We start from the raw sequence: 17,773 nt of genomic DNA on the forward strand, positions 1-17,773 counted from the left end.
CGGAAAGTATTTTGGACTAAAAATTAAAAAACATTACTTCTTCTTCTTCATATTGACAGGGTCCCAGTTCACAATCTTTTTCCCGAAATAACTTTCATTACAAGCCAGCACCGGAGCCGCCGCCCTGAATCCGAAAACCGGATCCTCCACATTACCCAAACTTCCTTTTTTTACATTCTCGAAAAAATCAGCGAAATGATTGGCATGCGCATCATCTCCTTTTGGCGCTTCAAATTTCACCTCCTTGATCGGCTCAGCCTTGCGGGTGTCTTCGGGATATTGCGCATCGTACTGGGTTTTAAATTCCTTTTGCTGCGCTTCCGAAAATGTATTAAAACTATCATATCCGCCCATACCCGGCGCTTTTGGCAGTTTCTTTTTATTCAAAACCAAACTATTGGCAGTAAACTGAATCTGACCTTCCGTCCCTACAATCCGCGTAGTATTCGAAATCGCACCGGCATTGGCGAAGTTGACGCGCAGCACCATCTGAAAATTCGTATGAATGTCGGTCTTGGGATAATCCAGAATTGAGACAAGCACATCGGGTACGTCGCGGCCGTCTTTCCAGTAGCTCAGCTCGCCGGATGACATAATCCGCTCCGGCCCCAGCGAGCTTGTCACAAAGTGCACCCCGGTAATGAGGTGGACAAACAAATCGCCCGCCACGCCCGTACCGTAATCCCGGTAATTCCGCCATCTGAAAAAGCGTTTTGCATCAAAAGGCACCTTCGGGGCGTCGCCCAAAAATGTATCCCAGTCGAGCGTTTGCGGCGAAGCGTCGGTCGGAATCGAGTAATTCCAGGCGCCGATCGAATCAAAACGGTCGTAGCTCGATTCCACAAAATTGATCTCACCAATATCGCCTGCCTGCATCATTTTCTTTGCTTCCCGATAAGGCGCCGAGCTGATCGACTGGCTGCCAACCTGCATCGTCTTACCCGATTTTTTCCAGGCATCGATCACCGACAAACCCTCGTCAATGTGGTGTACCATCGGTTTTTCGCAGTACACATTCTTCCCGGCTTTCAGCGCAGCCTTCGTAATGTGGTCGTGCCAATGATCCGGCGTGACGATCAGAACCACGTCAATATCCTTTCTTTCCAATATCTGCCGGAAGTCGCGCGTCGTAAAAATATCTTTACCATACTGCTCCTTCACGCGGGTAAGGCGACCGTCATAAAGGTCAGCCGCCGCCACAAATTCTGCCTCGGGTGTGCTCCTGATCGCAGCGCGCGTGTCGCTGTGGCCCTGGATTCCCATACCAATAGTCGCAAACCTGATCTTGTCATTGGGACTGATTTTTTTGAGGTCCCTGATAATATTAAAAGGTTTTGCTATACTTTCAGTCGCCAGCAAAGCCGATGCGGCGGTCACATTCTGCAAAAATTTACGGCGGGTGGGCTGCATATCCGGATTTTGAAATGAATGATGAGAAATATTTTTAAATAAACATTGATTACCAACTAATTATGGAAAATTCGCAAAGCGGGTCAGTCGTAAATGAGCTGATCGCACTCATGCAAAATGGCAATGCACACATTACTTTCGAAGAAGCGGTCGCCGATCTGCCTGCTCACTTGCGGGGCGTAACCCCTGAAAACCTTCCGTACAGCATCTGGCAGCTCGTCGAACACATCCGCATCGCCCAGAAAGACATTGTCGATTTCTCCGAATCCGCAGAACATGAGTCACTTGCGTGGCCCGATGATTACTGGACGGAAGCATTGACGGAGGTCAGCGACGAACAGTGGGAAACTGCGCTGAGCCAGATCAAGGAAGATCAGAAGCGTTTCGTCACGCTGCTGCATGACCACGCCAATGACCTTGTTAAACCGTTTCCATGGGGCCAAGGCCAGAATTTAATGCGCGAAGCCCTGCTGATCGGTGACCATAATGCCTATCACACAGCCGAAATCCTTGTGATCCGCCGGCTGCTGAATGCCTGGCACTGATCCTTTGAGCATCGGCTAATGTGCTGATGCTCAAATTTCTTCAATCCAGATATCGTTATAATACACCTTCGCCTTTCCGCCGCCGTGGATCTGAAATCCGATGATCCCTTTCTGCGGCACCGACTTGTCCGTTTCCGTATAATCAACCGTTTGCGTGCCATTCAAAAAAATCTGAATGTGCCCTTTGTTGCTGCGAACTTCGTAATCATTCCAGTCGCCGCGTTTTAAAATTTTGTTGATCACAGCCGAATCCGGGCTTACTAAGGTTTTGTTTCTTCTGGATTCGTCATACAAACTTGCCCAGTATCCATCGCCCAAATCAGCCTGATAACCAACCATTTCATAAGCCGGATCTTTGGCGCGGACGCTGTGAAACTGCACGCCGGTGTTGATAAAACCGTCGCTGCCGGTAAGCTTGAATTTTACTTTGAGATTAAAATTGGAGTAAACTTTTTTGGTACACAAAAAATCATTGTGCGGTACCTTCTCAGTCAGTGAGCCACCGGTCAGGGCGCCGTCCTCGATCTTCCACATTCTAACGGTATCACCCTCCCAGCCATTAAAAGTTTTCCCATCAAACAGTGCGACGGGTTTGGCTTTTTGCCTGTATGCAAAACCGGCCAGGACGAGCATCGCCTCCGCCACCAGATATATTGTCATTTTCCGCATAACTTCCAGGTATTTGATTAAGGCAAACAAATTTTTCTGTTCACATAAAAGCCCGCAAGCCACGCTCTTTACTATTTCAATGTCGATTTCAAATGTCCATCAATCTTTAAGGCGATACCTTTCAAGTTTTTGATCAAAAACCGACCTACCGAAATAGAAGGAATTGGAGACCATTACCGCAGGATAAACGCTTTGCGCGGATAGCGAAAATCATCTTAGTTTTAGGATCGAACTAAAAGGCCACACACTTGGATCAAGCATTTTACGCATTTGTGATACTCGAAGATGCACACCGCTTTAATTTTGTCAGCGTCGGCAAACAACTCATCAATAAGACAGTGATTTTCCAGCGTATTGGTCAAACGCAATTTTATAATCTGGCTCTCGCAGACATCAAAGATGACGGCACGCTGGATGTCTTAACTGTTTCTAATAATGGCGATACCAAAAAAATTTTCGCGACAGTATTTCAATGTATTACAAACTTTCTCCAATTCCGCCCCGAAAGCACTATCGTTTTTATGGGGAGTACCAAAGAGCGAACCAATATCTATCATTGGCTGATTTGCAGAAATCTGGAAAAGGCTCGCTTGAACTTTTTATTGTATGGCTATACAGATGGCTACTTCGAAACATTTAACCCGGAAGCCTGTTATGAGTCGTTTGCTATTTCTTTAAAAAACTATTAAACTTGTCTAACTAACCATATGCACTATGCCAGCTATAAGTAAAAAATCCGTCAATAAGGGTGAAACGAAACATCCGCTTGATCGGAAGTTCAAAACCGTTGAGGAGGCTTCACAAGCTAAAACAGATTATCTGGTAAATGTAGTTATGAAAGATTACGACTTCAATAAGCCTATCAGGTAACTACCACCGATTCTCCTCAATATCCTTCTTCAGAATCTCATTAATCGAAACTTTCGCGTTGAGCAGGACGTAGATGCTCGTACCGCGTTCTCTTGCATACGGTGTTTCAATTTTGCCTGTCAGGTGGATTTCTTGGAAGAGGGGCTGCTCCTTTTTTCGGTCTTTATCGTCGTCGTCGGCGTTTTGTATCAGAATAACGTTTTTGATTTCTTCGTCCAGCGGTACCCAGTTGATGTAGTCCGCATTCATGGTGACGGCGCCGATGTTTTTGAATCGGGAATAATAGTTGATCGCACCCGCCTGGCCGTAACTATCACAGAGCACCACAGTGTGCCTTTTATCGGCGATTTTCTCATATTCCATGTCGACTTTTTGGGCTAACTCTTTCCAGCCCAGCATGTCTGCAAAATCCTGTGGTAGCTCGTGGTCTTTCCCATCCTCCCAGCGCAGCAGGCCGAACTTCTTCAACCGTCCTCCATTTGCAGCAATTTCAGCCGGACTTTTTATGGGAAATGCCAGTCCGACAATTGGAATAAACAATCCGACAATCACCAGCATAGCCGCCACGCGCAGCCATACCAACCGCCTCACAAACAAAACTTCCAGGTAAACGGAACCGAACGCAAGAAAAATCGGGTAAAGCCCGATCGCATAATAGCCTTTTGCGCGGAGGTAAGTAAACAGGGACAATGTGAAAACAAGCGCCCAGAAAAAAACCTGATATTTTTTAAAAGGCGGATAAATAAAAAAGGAAATCAACGCCGCCAGCACGACGAAGATCGATCCGATAAAATAAAGGATCTGCTCTTTCAAAAAATCCACCCGATTGACATTCACCAGCTGCGTTTTGGCCAGTAGCTGCATGTGATGCAGGACAGGAAAATTGTTCTGATACTGCCAGATGAGATTGGGCAGAATGATCAGGATTACGATCAATGCCGCGACGTACAACTGCTTGTTAGCAAATACCTTGCGTTGGCTGGTCAGCAAAAGTGCCGGTACCAGCCCGGCCACCAGAAAGACAATGTTGTATTTATTTAAAAAACTAAAACCAAAGGCAACAGCCGCCCAGTACAGCCACTTTTTGTGCTCGGTTTTAATATAACAAAGGACACAGAAATAAACCAGCGTCCAGCCAAACACATCCGTTGAATTGGGCTGAAAAAGCATATTGATGCGCAGCAAAACGGAAAATGTCACCGCCGTAGCACCCAAAGCCAGCGCGTATAAACCACCGCCCAGTTCCTCAATCGCTTTCCAAACCACCACCATCGTCAGCACGCCAAAAAGCACCGGGAAAAATTTCACCCAAAACTCCGAATTACCAAGCAACAGCACAATGTAAGAAGTCCACGAGGTGAAAGGCGGCACCGACAAATATCCCCATGCCAGGTGTTTTCCCTGATCCAGATGCAGGTACTCATCGCGGTGCAAGTCATATTCCGGCGCGATCATGACCGCGTGCAGCGCAAATTTGGTGATGATAAAAAACCAGAGAAGCAGCGTTTTCTTTTGCATGATGGGGCATAACAAGCGGAAAAGCTAAAATACACAAATATTGCTGCACAGGATTGTGCGCACCATCATTCCAAATAATTTAGGCTGAATCGGCTAAAACTCGACAACCGGTACTGCTGCGCAAGACGCCGCAGAGATTTTCCAGCAGGTATCCTTTCGCTTCCAGACCCGCATATACAAATACCGGCCTTCAAAGCGGCGACCCTGACATTTGCCTTTAATCCGGTCGATTACCAGTACCATCGCCGTGTTGCCTATCAGGCTGATCTGCTTGTCGCAAACATCGATGTTGTTGATAAGCAGGCGCCCAGCCCGGTATTTATCGAGGTCATGGGAATGTGGGATCACCTTCCCCTCTTCGTCTATGAACTGCACTTCTTCGTCCAGCAACGCCTCCACCACATTCACATCGCCAGCTTTAACGGCCGTCATTAGACGCTCCTCCGCTTCTGCGATCTGCTCCTGATCTGTCATGCTCTTTCGTGTTGAGAATTCGGCCACAAAAGTCCGGCAAATCAGCTCCAAAGGGTTATCAATTGCGTGTCAAATGCTGTAAATTATGTATCACTCCCTAAGCGAACTCATTGGGTGTCACCTGGTAGAAGTCCTTAAAACATTTAGAGAAATAGGACGCGCTGTCGAACCCTGTTTTGAATGCAGTTTCGGAACTATTGTACCCCTGACGGAGAAACTGGGCGGCCCGTTTCAGCCGGTAATTCCGCATCAAATCGCCCGGTGAAGTGCCTGTAAGTGATTTCACTTTGCGGTGCAGACTGGCCCGGCTCATACCGATTTCGGCAGCCAGATCTTCCACCCCAAAAAGTGAATCGTCAAGACGCTCCTCAATGATACTGTATAGTTTTCGGATAAACATGTCATGCAATGTTGGCTCCTGCACCAGTTTTTCCTCTGCCGGACTGTTCACTTCCGAGCGAAGCTTGTTTCTTAGCTGCTGTTGTCTTTCGAGCAAATTTCCAACCCGCAGCTGCAATTCCTGGATATGAAAAGGCTTGGTGAGATAATCGTCCGCGCCGATGGTAAGTCCCTCGATTTTGTCATCGAAAGAGGATAATGCTGTTAGCAAAATGACGGGAATGTGGTTCGTCCGCTCGTCATTTTTCAGTTTGTTACAAAATTCAAAACCGTCCATTTCAGGCATCAGTACATCGCTCAGCACCAGGTCGGGCATTGTTTCGATGGCTAAATCAAGACCTTCTACACCATTTGAGGCGCGCAGGATTGTATAGTTTTCCGAAAGACTGTCCGCAATAAAATCCGCCAGCTCTGCATTATCCTCTACCAGCAGGACCGTCGGAGACTCCGCTGATTGTTCCGGATTAGTTGTATCTATTTTTGAATAAAATGCGGGAGCAATATTACCTGGTTCCGGTCTGACTTCCCAAGCCATGTTATCCTCCGACCTGCGATAAGGTAATGTTACCAGAAATCGGGTACGCCAAAATCCCTGGCCGGCAGGCGGACTTTCCACCAATATGGCACCACCCTGCAACTCCACCAATTCCTTCACAATCGACAGCCCGATGCCTGAGCCGGTGGTGTATTGACCGGGTACCGCTGGCGTCTCCACCCGAAAAAATCGGTTAAAAATATGTGGAATCTTTTCTTCTGAAATACCTACACCCGAGTCACATACCTCAATTTCCACCTGCCCGTTTTGCGCATTCAAAGCGATCTGCACTTCACCTCCTTTCGGCGTAAACTTGATCGCATTCGCCACCAGATTCGAGACAATTTGTTCGAGCTTATCGGGATCAAACCAATAATTTCCCGCGTCGCCGGATTGTTTGAAAACCAGGAAAATGTTTTTGGCCTCGGCTTCGTGAATAAAAGAAGATACCAGCTCTTCCAGGAACCGCCCAGGGTTTCCCAGCGCCTCATTCACTTTCAAATTACCCGATTCGAGTTTTGAAAGATCGAGCAGCTGATTGATCAGCCGCAGTAACTGGTTCGCATTTCGCTCGATCGCGGAGAGCCAGCGCTGTTGCTCGGTTCCGTTTAATGTGGGTTTGAGCCGCTGCACGGGCGTCAGGATCAATGTCAGCGGTGTACGGAATTCGTGGGTAATGTTGGAAAAGAAGCGGGTTTTCAAAGAATCGAGCGTTTTCAGCTGCTCAGCTTCCCGGTTTTTAATGATGATTTCCTGCCTCAGCCGCTCGCGATTTGCCAGGTAACGTGCATAGGCCCAGATCATTACCGCCACCACAATTGCATAAAAACAATGCGCCCACCAGGTGAGCCAGAAAGGCGGCCTGATTCGTAATGTCAATTCGCGAATGTGCGAGCTCCACTGCCCCGTCGTATTGGAAGCATTGATTCTCAGCTGATATTCTCCCGCGGGCAGCCGGGTATAACTCGCCACCGGCGAGTCGTCGGCCAGGATCCAGTCGTTGTCGTAGCCTACTAGCTGGTAGCGGTATTTGAGCCGCTTCGGCCGGTTGAATTCCAGTCCCGCAAATTCAAATGAAAGAGAATTCTGATCATACGGCAGTGACAATGTTTTGGACGTATTCAGCTCGCCCGGCAACATCATCAGATTATCGTACTGGCTTGCGTCAATGTTGTTGATTTTCAAGTTGGTAAATGCAACCTGCGGACGATAAGTATCGGCCTGCATCGCATTCGGGTCAAAAATGGTCCAGCCAGCCGTACCACCGAAAGCCAGCCGGCCGTCGGGTAACTTCAAGGCATGAAACCGGTTAAACTCGTCATCCGGCAAACCATCGTCACTTAAAAACGTCTGAATTTTGTGGGTAACCGGGTGAAAGCGACACAAACCTTTGTTGGTACTCAGCCAGAAATAGCCGGATTTGTCCGTCAGCATGCCGTAAATTGTATTATCCGGCAGGCCGTCGCGCATGGAAAATACACGCGTCTGCAATGTTTTTTTATTGACCAAAATCAATCCGCTGTACGATCCGATCCAAAGCAGATCTTTGCGGGTAGGGTCTCCGGCGCTGCCGAGCAGCAGATCTTCCATCAGGACATTGCGTCCCGCCTGCCTCAGCCGCCTGATCTTTTTGGTAACCTTGTCCACAATCAGGAGCCCGCCACCGTTCGAAGTTGTCAGAAAAATCTGGTGATCATCCACATGACAATCCACAACCACCGCCGCTGGCCCCGCTACTTTTCGCAATTCCTGCGAGTCCATAAAAGGCAGCCATTTATTTCCAGGAAAATCAAAATAAAGCGTCTTCCCATTATCACCGACCACCCATAAGGTGCCATCCGGCGCGAAGGACATTCCGCGGATACCGAGCACCAGATCTCCCGGATCACTCACACCCGGCACTTCCGGAAGCAGTACCAGTTTTTTGGAAGCCGGATCGTAGTAGCCCACCTTATTACGCAAACCAAGCCATAGCCTCCCCTGCCGGTCGTATGTTGAGCGGGTAACATAGCTCGAACCCGCGAAATTTTGATTTTCTATCGGCCAATTTGCCATCCACGCCAGATCAATGTGCAGTTCCTGCCGCAGCACATCCTGGTGAAAAGAATTCAATGTTGGTTGCGATTCGAAAAGTGGTGTCGCCAAGTCGATCTGATGTATTCCCGCCGCATTGGTCCCCAGCCAGATTAACCCCGAATCGTCGACCAGGAAAGAAGGTGTTTCCCAATGTTTCGGATTTTCGATTTCGGCCAGCCTCACAATGCCCGCGCGGTCGTCATACCGATAAACATTTCCTTCCGTCTCAAAATATTCCTTTTCATCCGGCCCGCGCTGAATGGTCCTGATGCCGGCTGGTGCCTTTTTCAATAAGGTTTTATAGCGGAATGTGCCAGACTTGGGTTGATAAAAAAACAGTCTATCACGGTCGCTGAACATGATTTCACCACTTTTTCTTTCAAATAAACTGACTACCTCCCCATCGGAATCGGTATGATGGCCGAAATCCAGCTCATACGGAATTCTGATCGTTTTAAATTTCTGCGTCGCCGTGTCCAGGTAGCTGATCGCATGCTGGTCTAAAATCCAGATTCGTTTTTGCCGGTCTTCCAGGATTCCGCGCAAAGTATCACTGGCAAAATGTCCTCCCGATTTTGCGAAATGGGCGACTTTATTTTTATCAAAATCAAACCTGTAAACACCGTCTCCACGCTTGAAAACCCACAAATGATTTTTAACATCGCCGAGCCAGCCGCGCCTGATCAGGCGTATGGGATTTTTTCTGAACAACGCATGCGAAGTAACCCGCGAAACCTGCTCCGACACCGGATCGAGTAAGTCAATCTGCCCTGAAGCGTGCTCGATCCAGATGTTTCGGCGCGTATCGGAAGTCATGGAAAGGATTACATTGGAGCTGATAGTACAGGTATCTCCGATCGCATTCCGGAAAATTTTAAAATTAATGCCATCGTACCGCGCTACGCCATTTAATGTGCCGATCCAGACAAAACCGTTGGCATCCTGCACAAGCCCGGAAACAAAAGATTGTGGTAAACCGTCGCGGGTACCGATAACGCGGATTGGTTTCTTCACAGATTGCCCCCATGCAGCATTTATTACCGCAAACGCAAGTAAACCGATTGAGCAGAGGATTCTGTTGCGTAACATACTTGCAAAGATAGCTTTGCAAATCAAGATTGAAAAGCATCAACCTCGTGCCGGGTCGGCAAAGAACCTTGTGCGCCCATGCGAGCGACACTTAATGCAGCAGCCTTGCAGGCGAAACTAACCGCTTCCACCAAATCCTTACCCTCCGAAATGGCAACTGCCAGCGCACCATTAAAACAGTCTCCAGCAGCAGTGGTATCGATCGCCGTCACTTTTGGTGAAGCAATCAGCCGTTTTTCAATTTTATTCCGTAAAAAAGCACCCTTGCTTCCAAGGGTAATGATCACATTTTCACAGCCTTTTGTCAACAGCCAGTCGGCCGCTTCTGAGGCAGAAATTTCGTCAGTTACTTTTACTCCGGTCAGTAACTCCGCTTCCGTCTCATTGGGTGTGATAAGGAAAAGATTCCGATAAATATGATCCGGTAATGTCGTTGCCGGTGCGGGATTCAGGATAATCCTGGCATTGTTTCTGGCTGCCTCGGTAACCGAAAATACAACAGTTTCTAGCGGGATTTCAAGCTGTATCAGCAAAATATCCTCATCCCCGATTTGCTCCAAAGCAGGTGAAACATCGTCTTTGGATAAATAATTATTGGCTCCCGGCGCTACTGAAATGCAATTTTCACCGTTCGCATCCACATTGATCAGTGCAACCCCTGATGACCATACGTCATCGATGGTTATATAGCCTGTGTGGATCTTTTCAATCCCGAATTGTTGTATCGCCTGCTTGCCGAAAAGATCATTTCCAACCTTACAAACGAAATTTACTGTTCCGCCTACCCGCGCCGCGCTCACTGCCTGGTTGGCTCCCTTACCGCCTGGATTCATTAGAAATTTGTCTCCGATTACTGTTTCACCCTTCCCAGGTAAACGCTCGGACTTGACCACCATGTCGGTATTTGAGCTGCCAACTACATATATCATGCAGGGAATTTACGACAATCTCGCCGAATACAAAGGCTTCATAATACGCGGCCTTTTTCCCGGACGGTTTACTTTGGTAATGTCGTTGCGGGAAGCAAAAGGATTGGTGTTTTCGAAACTAACCTGCATGTCCATTGCTTCGTTGTAATTACTCTTGTGTGAAGTTTCCATGATGTTGATGATGATTTTGATTTGTATGAAATCTTTTAGTGGTGACAATTTAAAAATCGTACCAGAACCTTGGAAAAAGACGACGGGAACAGTTACGCTTTTGAGGTACAAAACATTTGTAGCTCGCTGGCAAACTGTTCCCGGTCGCGGATAAATAAATTAAATAAACGTTGAGTAAAAAATATCTTTAAATAAGGTCGCTGTTAAAACTATTTAGACAAATGTAAAACAAACGTTCTGAGCTGTCAATAGCTAAATCATGCCATCAGGCCGTTTTTCGAATCTTTGGAAGCAAAAACAGTAAGAAACGGGATATAAATAATTTTACGGTTAGACCTGTTTTCAAATTTTAATATTCTTTTAACATGCGTGCAGTCGTCAGAAGGAATTTTTCACGTGCATTTTTTGCCGCAGCGCTCTCTTTCTGCCTGCATTTACCCAGCCAAACATTTGGGCAAAAAGACCTCACCCAATCCGGCCGCACCAAAATTTACACACCTGAGGAGGAACTTGCAGGCTTTAAGTTACCACCCGGATTTGTGATCGAACTCGTAGCCAGCGAGCGCGACAGCATTGTTAATCCGGTCGATCTGACTTTTGACGACACGGGCCGCCTTTGGACGCAAACCGCGAGAATGTACCCGCTCGATCCGGTTGCCGACATTGCGTGGGACGATCTGCTGCGATTGATGGACGATCCGGAAGCCCAGAAAATCCACCCGAACTTCAAACGCATCCGAGACCTCTACGAAGGCAAAACGAAGGGCACCGACAAGATCATTGTCATTTATGATATGTACGGTAAAGCGCCCGTGAAAACAAAGATCTGGGCAGACGGCCTGACCCTCCCGATGAGCATTTTACCCTATAAAAACGGGGCGTATGTAGCCCAGGGCTCAGAATTATTCTTCCTCAACGACCGTGACAAAGACGGAATAGCCGACGAGCGAATCCGATATCTGACAGGTTTTGGGTTTACGGATACGCATACCATGGCGCACACATTACTCAGAGGGCCAGGCGACTGGATACATTTCAGCCACGGCGCACTGAATAAAGGCGAGGTAACTTCCCTGAAAAGTGGCGTAAAGGCGAAAATGGATTTCAGTAAAATCGCGCGGTTTTCTTTGGATGGAAAAAAACTGGAAATTGTCAGCGCTGGTTTGAACAACATTTGGGGATTTCAGCTGCGGGGAAATGGGGAGTGGTATGGCTCGGAGGCGAATGATCTCGGCTATGTAGTGGTGCCGCTCGATCCGGGCAGCGCTTTTCCCGGCATCGGAAACGAACATTTGCGACCATACCAGCCATTTATGCCGGAATTGAACACATTCCGCGTAGGAGGTACCGGCATTTCCGGTACTGCTTTTGCCGACGATGCTTCCGGTACTTTTCCGGCAGAATTCAGGAATGTCGCATTTTTGGCCAACCCGATTACGAGTACCATCAATGCTGTAAGAATCGAGCACCACGAAGACGGCACGGTCACAACCACCCACTTACCTGATTTACTGACTTCTCAGGACGACTGGTTCAGGCCGGTGAACATGGAATTCGGTCCGGACGGCTGCCTCTATATTGCTGATTGGTACAATAAAATCGTCTCCCACAATGAACTTCCCACTACCCACCCCGACCGTGACAAAAGCCACGGACGCATCTGGCGCATCCGGCACATAAGCCAGCAGCCGAGGGTGATTCCAAATCTATACGAAGTGCCCACCGCCGAGCTGCCGCAACATTTAACCTCCCCGTCAATCTGGGAAAAACGCGCGGCCTGGCACCAGATCGCCGATCGGCCGACGGAAGAAACGAAATCTTTGATCCCCAAACTGGTAACATTGGCCTTAGACGCATCACAAGATGCCGTCACCAGAATCCATGCATTATGGTCGCTGGAAAGTTTGAAATCTGACGATACTGCATTGATTTCCAGTTTGTTAAAATCTCCCGATGCGGATATCCGGCGCGAGGCAGTGCGTTCGCTCGCCAGCTTTTCGCCTAAACCGGAGCGTGTGGCGGCTGATTTGAAGGATTTGATGGAAGATAAAAATCCGGCTGTGCGTGCGCAGGTTTTACGCACCTTAACAGAAATAAATGTCGCAGATCAGCAGGTAATTGATTTGCTGGTGAAAGCTTGTAAACCTGAACTCGGAGGCAAAATTCAGATGGGCGGCAGCTATGAGCGCTTGCAGGAGCGTTTCCTGGCGCGGCGTGCTTTGGAACAATATCAACAGGAATTGCAGACTTATGTGAATTCCCCGGCAGCTTCGGAAGTTCCCGCGGTCAATTTGCTTTGGGCCGTGCAGACGCTTGCTGCCGGGCAGCGGGATGTTGCCTTTTTGAAGGTTTGGCCAAAAGCAAATATCTCCGTTTTGGACCAATCGACCTTTGTAGACATTGCCGGCATGTTGAAAAATAAAGAAGTGGAACAGGCTGTAAAACCCGTGATCGAAAACCCGGCAAATGCAAAAAGATATGTGCAGTTTGCGGTGGATAATGAATCGCGCGTGCATTCGCCGGAGCTGGCCGGGCTGCTCGCTATGCCTGCGAAAAGTTTGTTAAAATCTCATGTACAGGCAGATAAAGACCTGGCGCTGGACGCGATCGGGAAGTTCAGGATTTCCGGCATGCAGCAGGAAGTCGCGGCGCAGATTACGGACGACGCTTCCGACCATACCATGCGACTAATCCTCCGCGCGCTCGAAAATGATCTTAAAAAAAATCAGGCGGTTTTCGCACAGCTTGTAAAGGATGAAAAGCAAACATTTGACATTCGTGCGGCTTCTTTAAATAGTTTGTCCAAAGCCGATCCCGCGGCGGGGAAAGCTGCATTTCAAAAATGGGCACCCAAGCTGGATGTGGCACAGAAAAAAGAGCTGACCTCTGCCCTGTCCTCTTCGCCTCAGGGTGCCGCACTGGCGATGGAAATGCATGATAAAAAACTGCTGCCACTTGCTGCATTCGACATTTCCGCCGCCGAGCGAATGATCGAAGCCAACACCACAGATGCCCGCCGCCGGGCGCTTTTAAAGGAAATTAAAAACCGGGATGAGCTTAATAAAAACGCATTTACAGGAAAACTAAACAAGTACATGGCAATCGCTGCAAAAAACAGCGGCAGCCCGGAAGCCGGGAAAGTTTTGTTCCAAACCTGTCTGGCATGTCACCAGGCAGGTGGCCAGGGACCGGGCATCGCACCTGCGCTCGACGGATCAGCTAATCGCGAGAATGAAGCATTGCTGACAGCGATCCTCGATCCGGACGCCGCTGTGGAATCTGGCTATGCAGTGTATCGGGTGACGCGCAAGGATGGCACGAGCGCGGAGGGTTATCTGGTCAACAAAGACGACCAGGGCACAACACTGGCTTTCATGGGCGGTGCAAAATTATTTATTGATGCCAAAACCATAAAAAACCAGGGTTTCCTCGGCCGCAGGTCTTTTATGGTCAAAGGACTGATAGACAGCTATTCCGACAAGCAGGTGGCCGATCTTTTGTCCTACATTAAAACATTAAAATAAGTATCACTCCAAATGTCTTCAAAAGAAAAAAGTATCCTGGTCATCGGCTGTTTCGATACAAAAGGCGACGTTTTTTCCTACTTAATAGAAGGAATCTTGTCGCGGGGTGAGCAGGTAATTTGCCTCAATACCGGCATTTTTGGCACGACCGACGCATTTCCGGTGGATTTCGAATCAGACATCGTAGCCCTCGGCGGCGGCGATAACATTGCCGGTCTCCGCGAAGCCCGCGACCGTGGCAGGGCGATCGACGTGATGGGGAAAGGTGCTGGAAGGATTGTGGCCGGACTAGTTGCCAGCGGCGAAATCAAGGCGGCGATCGGGATGGGCGGTGGCGGTGGGACTTACATTGCGCTCGCGGCCATGCAGGAAATTCCTTTTGGTATCCCGAAACTTTGCCTTACTACCCTCGCAGCAAAAGATCTTTCCCGGCAGATTGGAAATAAGGACATTACATTAATGTCATCCGTGGTAGATGTGGCAGGTACCAATTACATTTTGAGACAATTAACCGAGCAGGTCGCAGCGGCAATTTGCGCCATGTCGAATGTCGAAAGCCAAGCAAATCGCAAAAACTTCGGCACCATCGCGATCAGTATGTTCGGAAATACCACCGCCTGCGTCGACCGATGTACGGCGCTGCTCGGCGAGCAAGGCTATGAGGTGCTGGCATTTCACGCAACCGGCGTCGGCGGAAAAACGATGGAAGCATTGATCCGCGAAGGCATGTTCGACGCCGTGCTCGACGTGACTACCACCGAGCTGGCCGACAATCTTTGCGGCGGCATTTGCAGCGCCGGGCCTGAAAGACTTACAGCTGCTTCCGAAAAAGGTATTCCGCAAGTCGTCGTGCCGGGCTGTCTCGATATGGTCAATTTTGCACATCTGGACACTGTGCCCACGCAATACCGCGATCGTGAATTGTACAGCTGGGCGCCAGATGTTACGCTGATGCGGACCAACGTGGAAGAAAATATGATTTTGGGAAAAGAACTTGCCCGGAAAGTAAACGGTTCGGCTGGCCCGGTTGCCATATTAATTCCACAAAAAGGTATCTCGCAAATTGACTCCGAAGGCGGGATCTTCTACCGTCCTGATGCCGACAAAGCATTGTTCGAAGCAATCAAAGAAAACGCGGTGGAAAAAGTGAATGTGCAAGAAATTGATGCGCATATTAATGACCCGGCGTTTGCCGATACGCTCGTAAAAACACTGTTAGATTTGCTTGCGAAGGAAGATATCCGATAAATTTGATTTTAAGTAAAGATCTTTTAAACAGAATATTAACACAACTGCAATAGAACATTATGCCAAATCCATGGACAGGTAAGGGAAATCCATATACAAAACAGGAAGTGCGGGACCGGCTGAAAGCTACGCTGGATCAGGGAAAAGCGATCATTGCGGCCGGTGCGGGTACGGGTATCAGTGCCAAATTCATTGAAAAAGGCGGCGCCGACCTGATCATTATTTACAATTCCGGCCGGTTCAGAATGTCGGGCCACGGCTCTACTGCCGGGTTGATGGCTTATGGTGATGCGAATGCGGTAGCGATGGAAATCGGGGAGTTTGAAGTGTTGCCGGTGGTGGAAGAAGTGCCGGTAATCTGCGGCGTCCACGGCTCCGATCCCCGCCGGAGAATGTGGCATCACTTGTTGAGGGTGAAGGAAATGGGTTTCTCGGGTGTGAACAATTTTCCGACACATTCTATTGTCGACGGACATTTCCGTCGCGTGCTGGAAGAAACCGGTATGGGCTTTGAAAAAGAGGTGGAGATGATCCGGCTGGCCACAATGATGGACTTATTCTCCATCGTTTATGTTGCTACGCCAGACGAAGCCCGTCAGATGGCGGAAGTGGGTGCGGATGCCATCATTGCCCACGTCGGTACCACCGTCGGCGGTTCGATCGGCGTTGTGGATGCCACTGTGAGCATGGACCAGGCGATTGAGGCGACGCAGAAAATTGCCGATGCCGGCCGGGAAGTAAACCCCGATATCTTCTTCCTCGCGCACGGCGGCCCGATCAACACGCCAGACGATGTGCGCGTGATCCTGGAAAAAACCAATGTGCACGGTTTTGTAGGCGCTTCTTCCCTCGAACGTATGGGCGTAGAGCAATCGCTGACAAACCTGACTCGGGATTTTAAATCCATTACGCTAAAAAATTGACCGCGGAGTGAAAGCCGCTATCTACCCAGCGGCAGATTTCAGCTAACCATCGGTAGCTCTCCTATTTTCATACCGACTTACATTCGTCTCATCGAATTAAGTCGGTTTTTTTTTGCCATGTACATTCAAATCTCTCTCAAATCATGCATTTTATGACGTTTCTTAGCGTGCTGGCCGCTTTGTTAGGCTGTGGTTCTTCGAGTAAAAAAATTTCAGAGGGCAAATCAGCTTCCGGTCCGTTCGAAATCCGCTGGGAAGTGTACAGTTCACGGTCGGGAGCGTGGTTCAACAATGGTGGCGACTTTGACGCACGTCAGTTAACCTCTTATTTTAGTGTGTATTACAAAGGCAAAATCATTGAAATACCACAGAAAGACAAAACCACTAGCTTCTTCTGGCAGGCACTTTTCCTGAAGGATGCTCCGCAACCAGCGGTACTGGTTGCCATGCACAGTACCTATCTCATCATGGAGGAAAATGGCGCACCGAAAATCACGCCAGTACATTTACAAGATGGCGATTTTGCTTCTTTTCAATGGATCGACAGCGACAAAGGTCAGCCGGGCGAAATCAAAACGGTATATCTGGGCGACCACTCAAAAGAAACCCGTTCCCTGCGCGGTGGGCGCTACCTAATGGTTAATAAAAGGATGATTGTAGATGCCCGAACATTGGAAATTTACCCGCTCGCTGTCAACACCTCCGACCGTGTGCACGAACTCGACGGGTATAATGCTGGCAGCTCAGGCATTCTGCAAGTTTCGCCCGGAGGAAATCAGCTTGTTCTGATCGGCAGCAGGCAAAAGACTGAAAACCGTCTAGTGATGGAATATGGCCTGGTTGTTATCGAATTTAAACAAAATAAATCTTATGTCGAACCCTTTGATAGAACCGATTTTCGTCTCGCTTCTGTCTGGGATGCGACCCCTGAATGGATCAACACCTACTTCAAATGGGGCGTGACGCCGCATGAAGAAATTCTTTTTAAACGTACTTTCGACAAGCTGCCTCCCTGGCATGGCTGGTTTGTGAGGGACGTTTTTTCAAATGAAATCAACGGTTATGAGCTCAAACCGGTTAAAAAATCCATGATGGCAGCATTTCTAGGTTTTCTTGTCCAGAACTATCCGATTACAGAAATCAAAAGAGAAGAGAACACTGACTTTGGCACCATCCATATTTCCCTCAAAGTGGACGGCCAGCGCATTTCTTTCTCGCACAGAATGGAATCAAAGGCGATTAACGTTGGCGTTGGAACTGGAAAGATCAATGTGGCTGAGTTGGGCCGAAAATTCAATATTGAATTAGCCAAAGGGAAATATTTCGAACATTACGATAGGTTCGATTAATTTTAGCGGTTATTATTTCGCTGGCACGGTTTTGAGTGAGAATG

At 48.4% G+C, this 17,773-nt stretch carries 14 protein-coding genes; 7 read left to right on the plus strand and 7 right to left on the minus strand.

All coding sequences use genetic code 11. The annotated features are described in order from the left end of the window. Nucleotides 1-33: 33 nt before the first annotated feature. Complete coding sequence (locus FEN17_RS06820; RefSeq protein ID WP_138364525.1) at nucleotides 34-1,410, minus strand: Gfo/Idh/MocA family protein; 1,377 nt, start codon at nucleotides 1,408-1,410, stop codon at nucleotides 34-36. Between the two features lie 62 nt (nucleotides 1,411-1,472). Here FEN17_RS06820 and FEN17_RS06825 point away from each other — a divergent pair, with 62 nt between their 5' ends. Continuing rightward, nucleotides 1,473-1,955 carry a DinB family protein gene (locus FEN17_RS06825; protein ID WP_138364526.1) on the plus strand — a complete coding sequence of 161 codons (483 nt, stop codon included), beginning with the start codon at nucleotides 1,473-1,475 and terminating at the stop codon, nucleotides 1,953-1,955. A gap of 30 nt (nucleotides 1,956-1,985) precedes the next feature. On the opposite strand, the gene FEN17_RS06830 is transcribed toward FEN17_RS06825, so the two are convergent. Continuing rightward, nucleotides 1,986-2,624, minus strand: coding sequence for a 3-keto-disaccharide hydrolase (locus tag FEN17_RS06830; RefSeq protein ID WP_205748102.1), 639 nt, complete (start codon nucleotides 2,622-2,624; stop codon nucleotides 1,986-1,988). 248 nt (nucleotides 2,625-2,872) lie between these two features. On the opposite strand from FEN17_RS06830, the gene FEN17_RS06835 reads away from it, so the two are divergent. After that, a complete protein-coding gene (locus FEN17_RS06835; protein ID WP_138364528.1) occupies nucleotides 2,873-3,313 on the plus strand; it encodes a DUF6934 family protein in 441 nt (146 codons plus the stop codon). Between the two features lie 25 nt (nucleotides 3,314-3,338). Continuing rightward, nucleotides 3,339-3,494, plus strand: coding sequence for a hypothetical protein (locus FEN17_RS27235; RefSeq protein ID WP_171037852.1), 156 nt, complete (start codon nucleotides 3,339-3,341; stop codon nucleotides 3,492-3,494). On the opposite strand, the gene FEN17_RS06840 is transcribed toward FEN17_RS27235, so the two are convergent. The 5 genes from FEN17_RS06840 to FEN17_RS27240 form a co-directional block, all read right to left on the minus strand. Further along, entirely contained in the window at nucleotides 3,495-5,012 is a 1,518-nt protein-coding gene (locus tag FEN17_RS06840) for an ArnT family glycosyltransferase (RefSeq protein ID WP_138364529.1), read from the minus strand. 93 nt (nucleotides 5,013-5,105) lie between these two features. Further along, complete coding sequence (locus FEN17_RS06845) at nucleotides 5,106-5,486, minus strand: nuclear transport factor 2 family protein (protein ID WP_138364530.1); 381 nt, start codon at nucleotides 5,484-5,486, stop codon at nucleotides 5,106-5,108. A 97-nt stretch (nucleotides 5,487-5,583) separates the two neighbouring features. Continuing rightward, nucleotides 5,584-9,585, minus strand: coding sequence for a hybrid sensor histidine kinase/response regulator transcription factor (locus tag FEN17_RS06850; protein WP_138364531.1), 4,002 nt, complete (start codon nucleotides 9,583-9,585; stop codon nucleotides 5,584-5,586). A 23-nt stretch (nucleotides 9,586-9,608) separates the two neighbouring features. Continuing rightward, nucleotides 9,609-10,514 (minus strand): ribokinase, encoded by a 906-nt coding sequence (rbsK, locus tag FEN17_RS06855; RefSeq protein ID WP_138364532.1) that lies wholly within the window; start codon nucleotides 10,512-10,514, stop codon nucleotides 9,609-9,611. A 9-nt stretch (nucleotides 10,515-10,523) separates the two neighbouring features. After that, a complete protein-coding gene (locus FEN17_RS27240; protein ID WP_171037854.1) occupies nucleotides 10,524-10,685 on the minus strand; it encodes a hypothetical protein in 162 nt (53 codons plus the stop codon). A gap of 365 nt (nucleotides 10,686-11,050) precedes the next feature. Here FEN17_RS27240 and FEN17_RS06860 point away from each other — a divergent pair, with 365 nt between their 5' ends. From FEN17_RS06860 to FEN17_RS06875, 4 genes are all read left to right on the plus strand, one after another. Then, a complete protein-coding gene (locus FEN17_RS06860; protein ID WP_138364533.1) occupies nucleotides 11,051-14,209 on the plus strand; it encodes a DUF7133 domain-containing protein in 3,159 nt (1,052 codons plus the stop codon). A gap of 12 nt (nucleotides 14,210-14,221) precedes the next feature. Then, nucleotides 14,222-15,457, plus strand: a complete 1,236-nt coding sequence (locus tag FEN17_RS06865) for a Tm-1-like ATP-binding domain-containing protein (RefSeq protein WP_138364534.1) — start codon at nucleotides 14,222-14,224, stop codon at nucleotides 15,455-15,457. 59 nt (nucleotides 15,458-15,516) lie between these two features. Then, the gene (locus tag FEN17_RS06870) at nucleotides 15,517-16,380 is read left to right on the plus strand and encodes a phosphoenolpyruvate hydrolase family protein (protein ID WP_138364535.1); all 864 of its coding nucleotides are present in this window, start codon (nucleotides 15,517-15,519) and stop codon (nucleotides 16,378-16,380) included. A gap of 152 nt (nucleotides 16,381-16,532) precedes the next feature. Continuing rightward, nucleotides 16,533-17,729 (plus strand): hypothetical protein, encoded by a 1,197-nt coding sequence (locus tag FEN17_RS06875; protein ID WP_138364536.1) that lies wholly within the window; start codon nucleotides 16,533-16,535, stop codon nucleotides 17,727-17,729. The last annotated feature ends 44 nt before the right edge of the window (nucleotides 17,730-17,773 follow it).

The organism is Dyadobacter luticola, assembly GCF_005860805.1.
GTDB lineage: Bacteria > Bacteroidota > Bacteroidia > Cytophagales > Spirosomataceae > Dyadobacter > Dyadobacter luticola.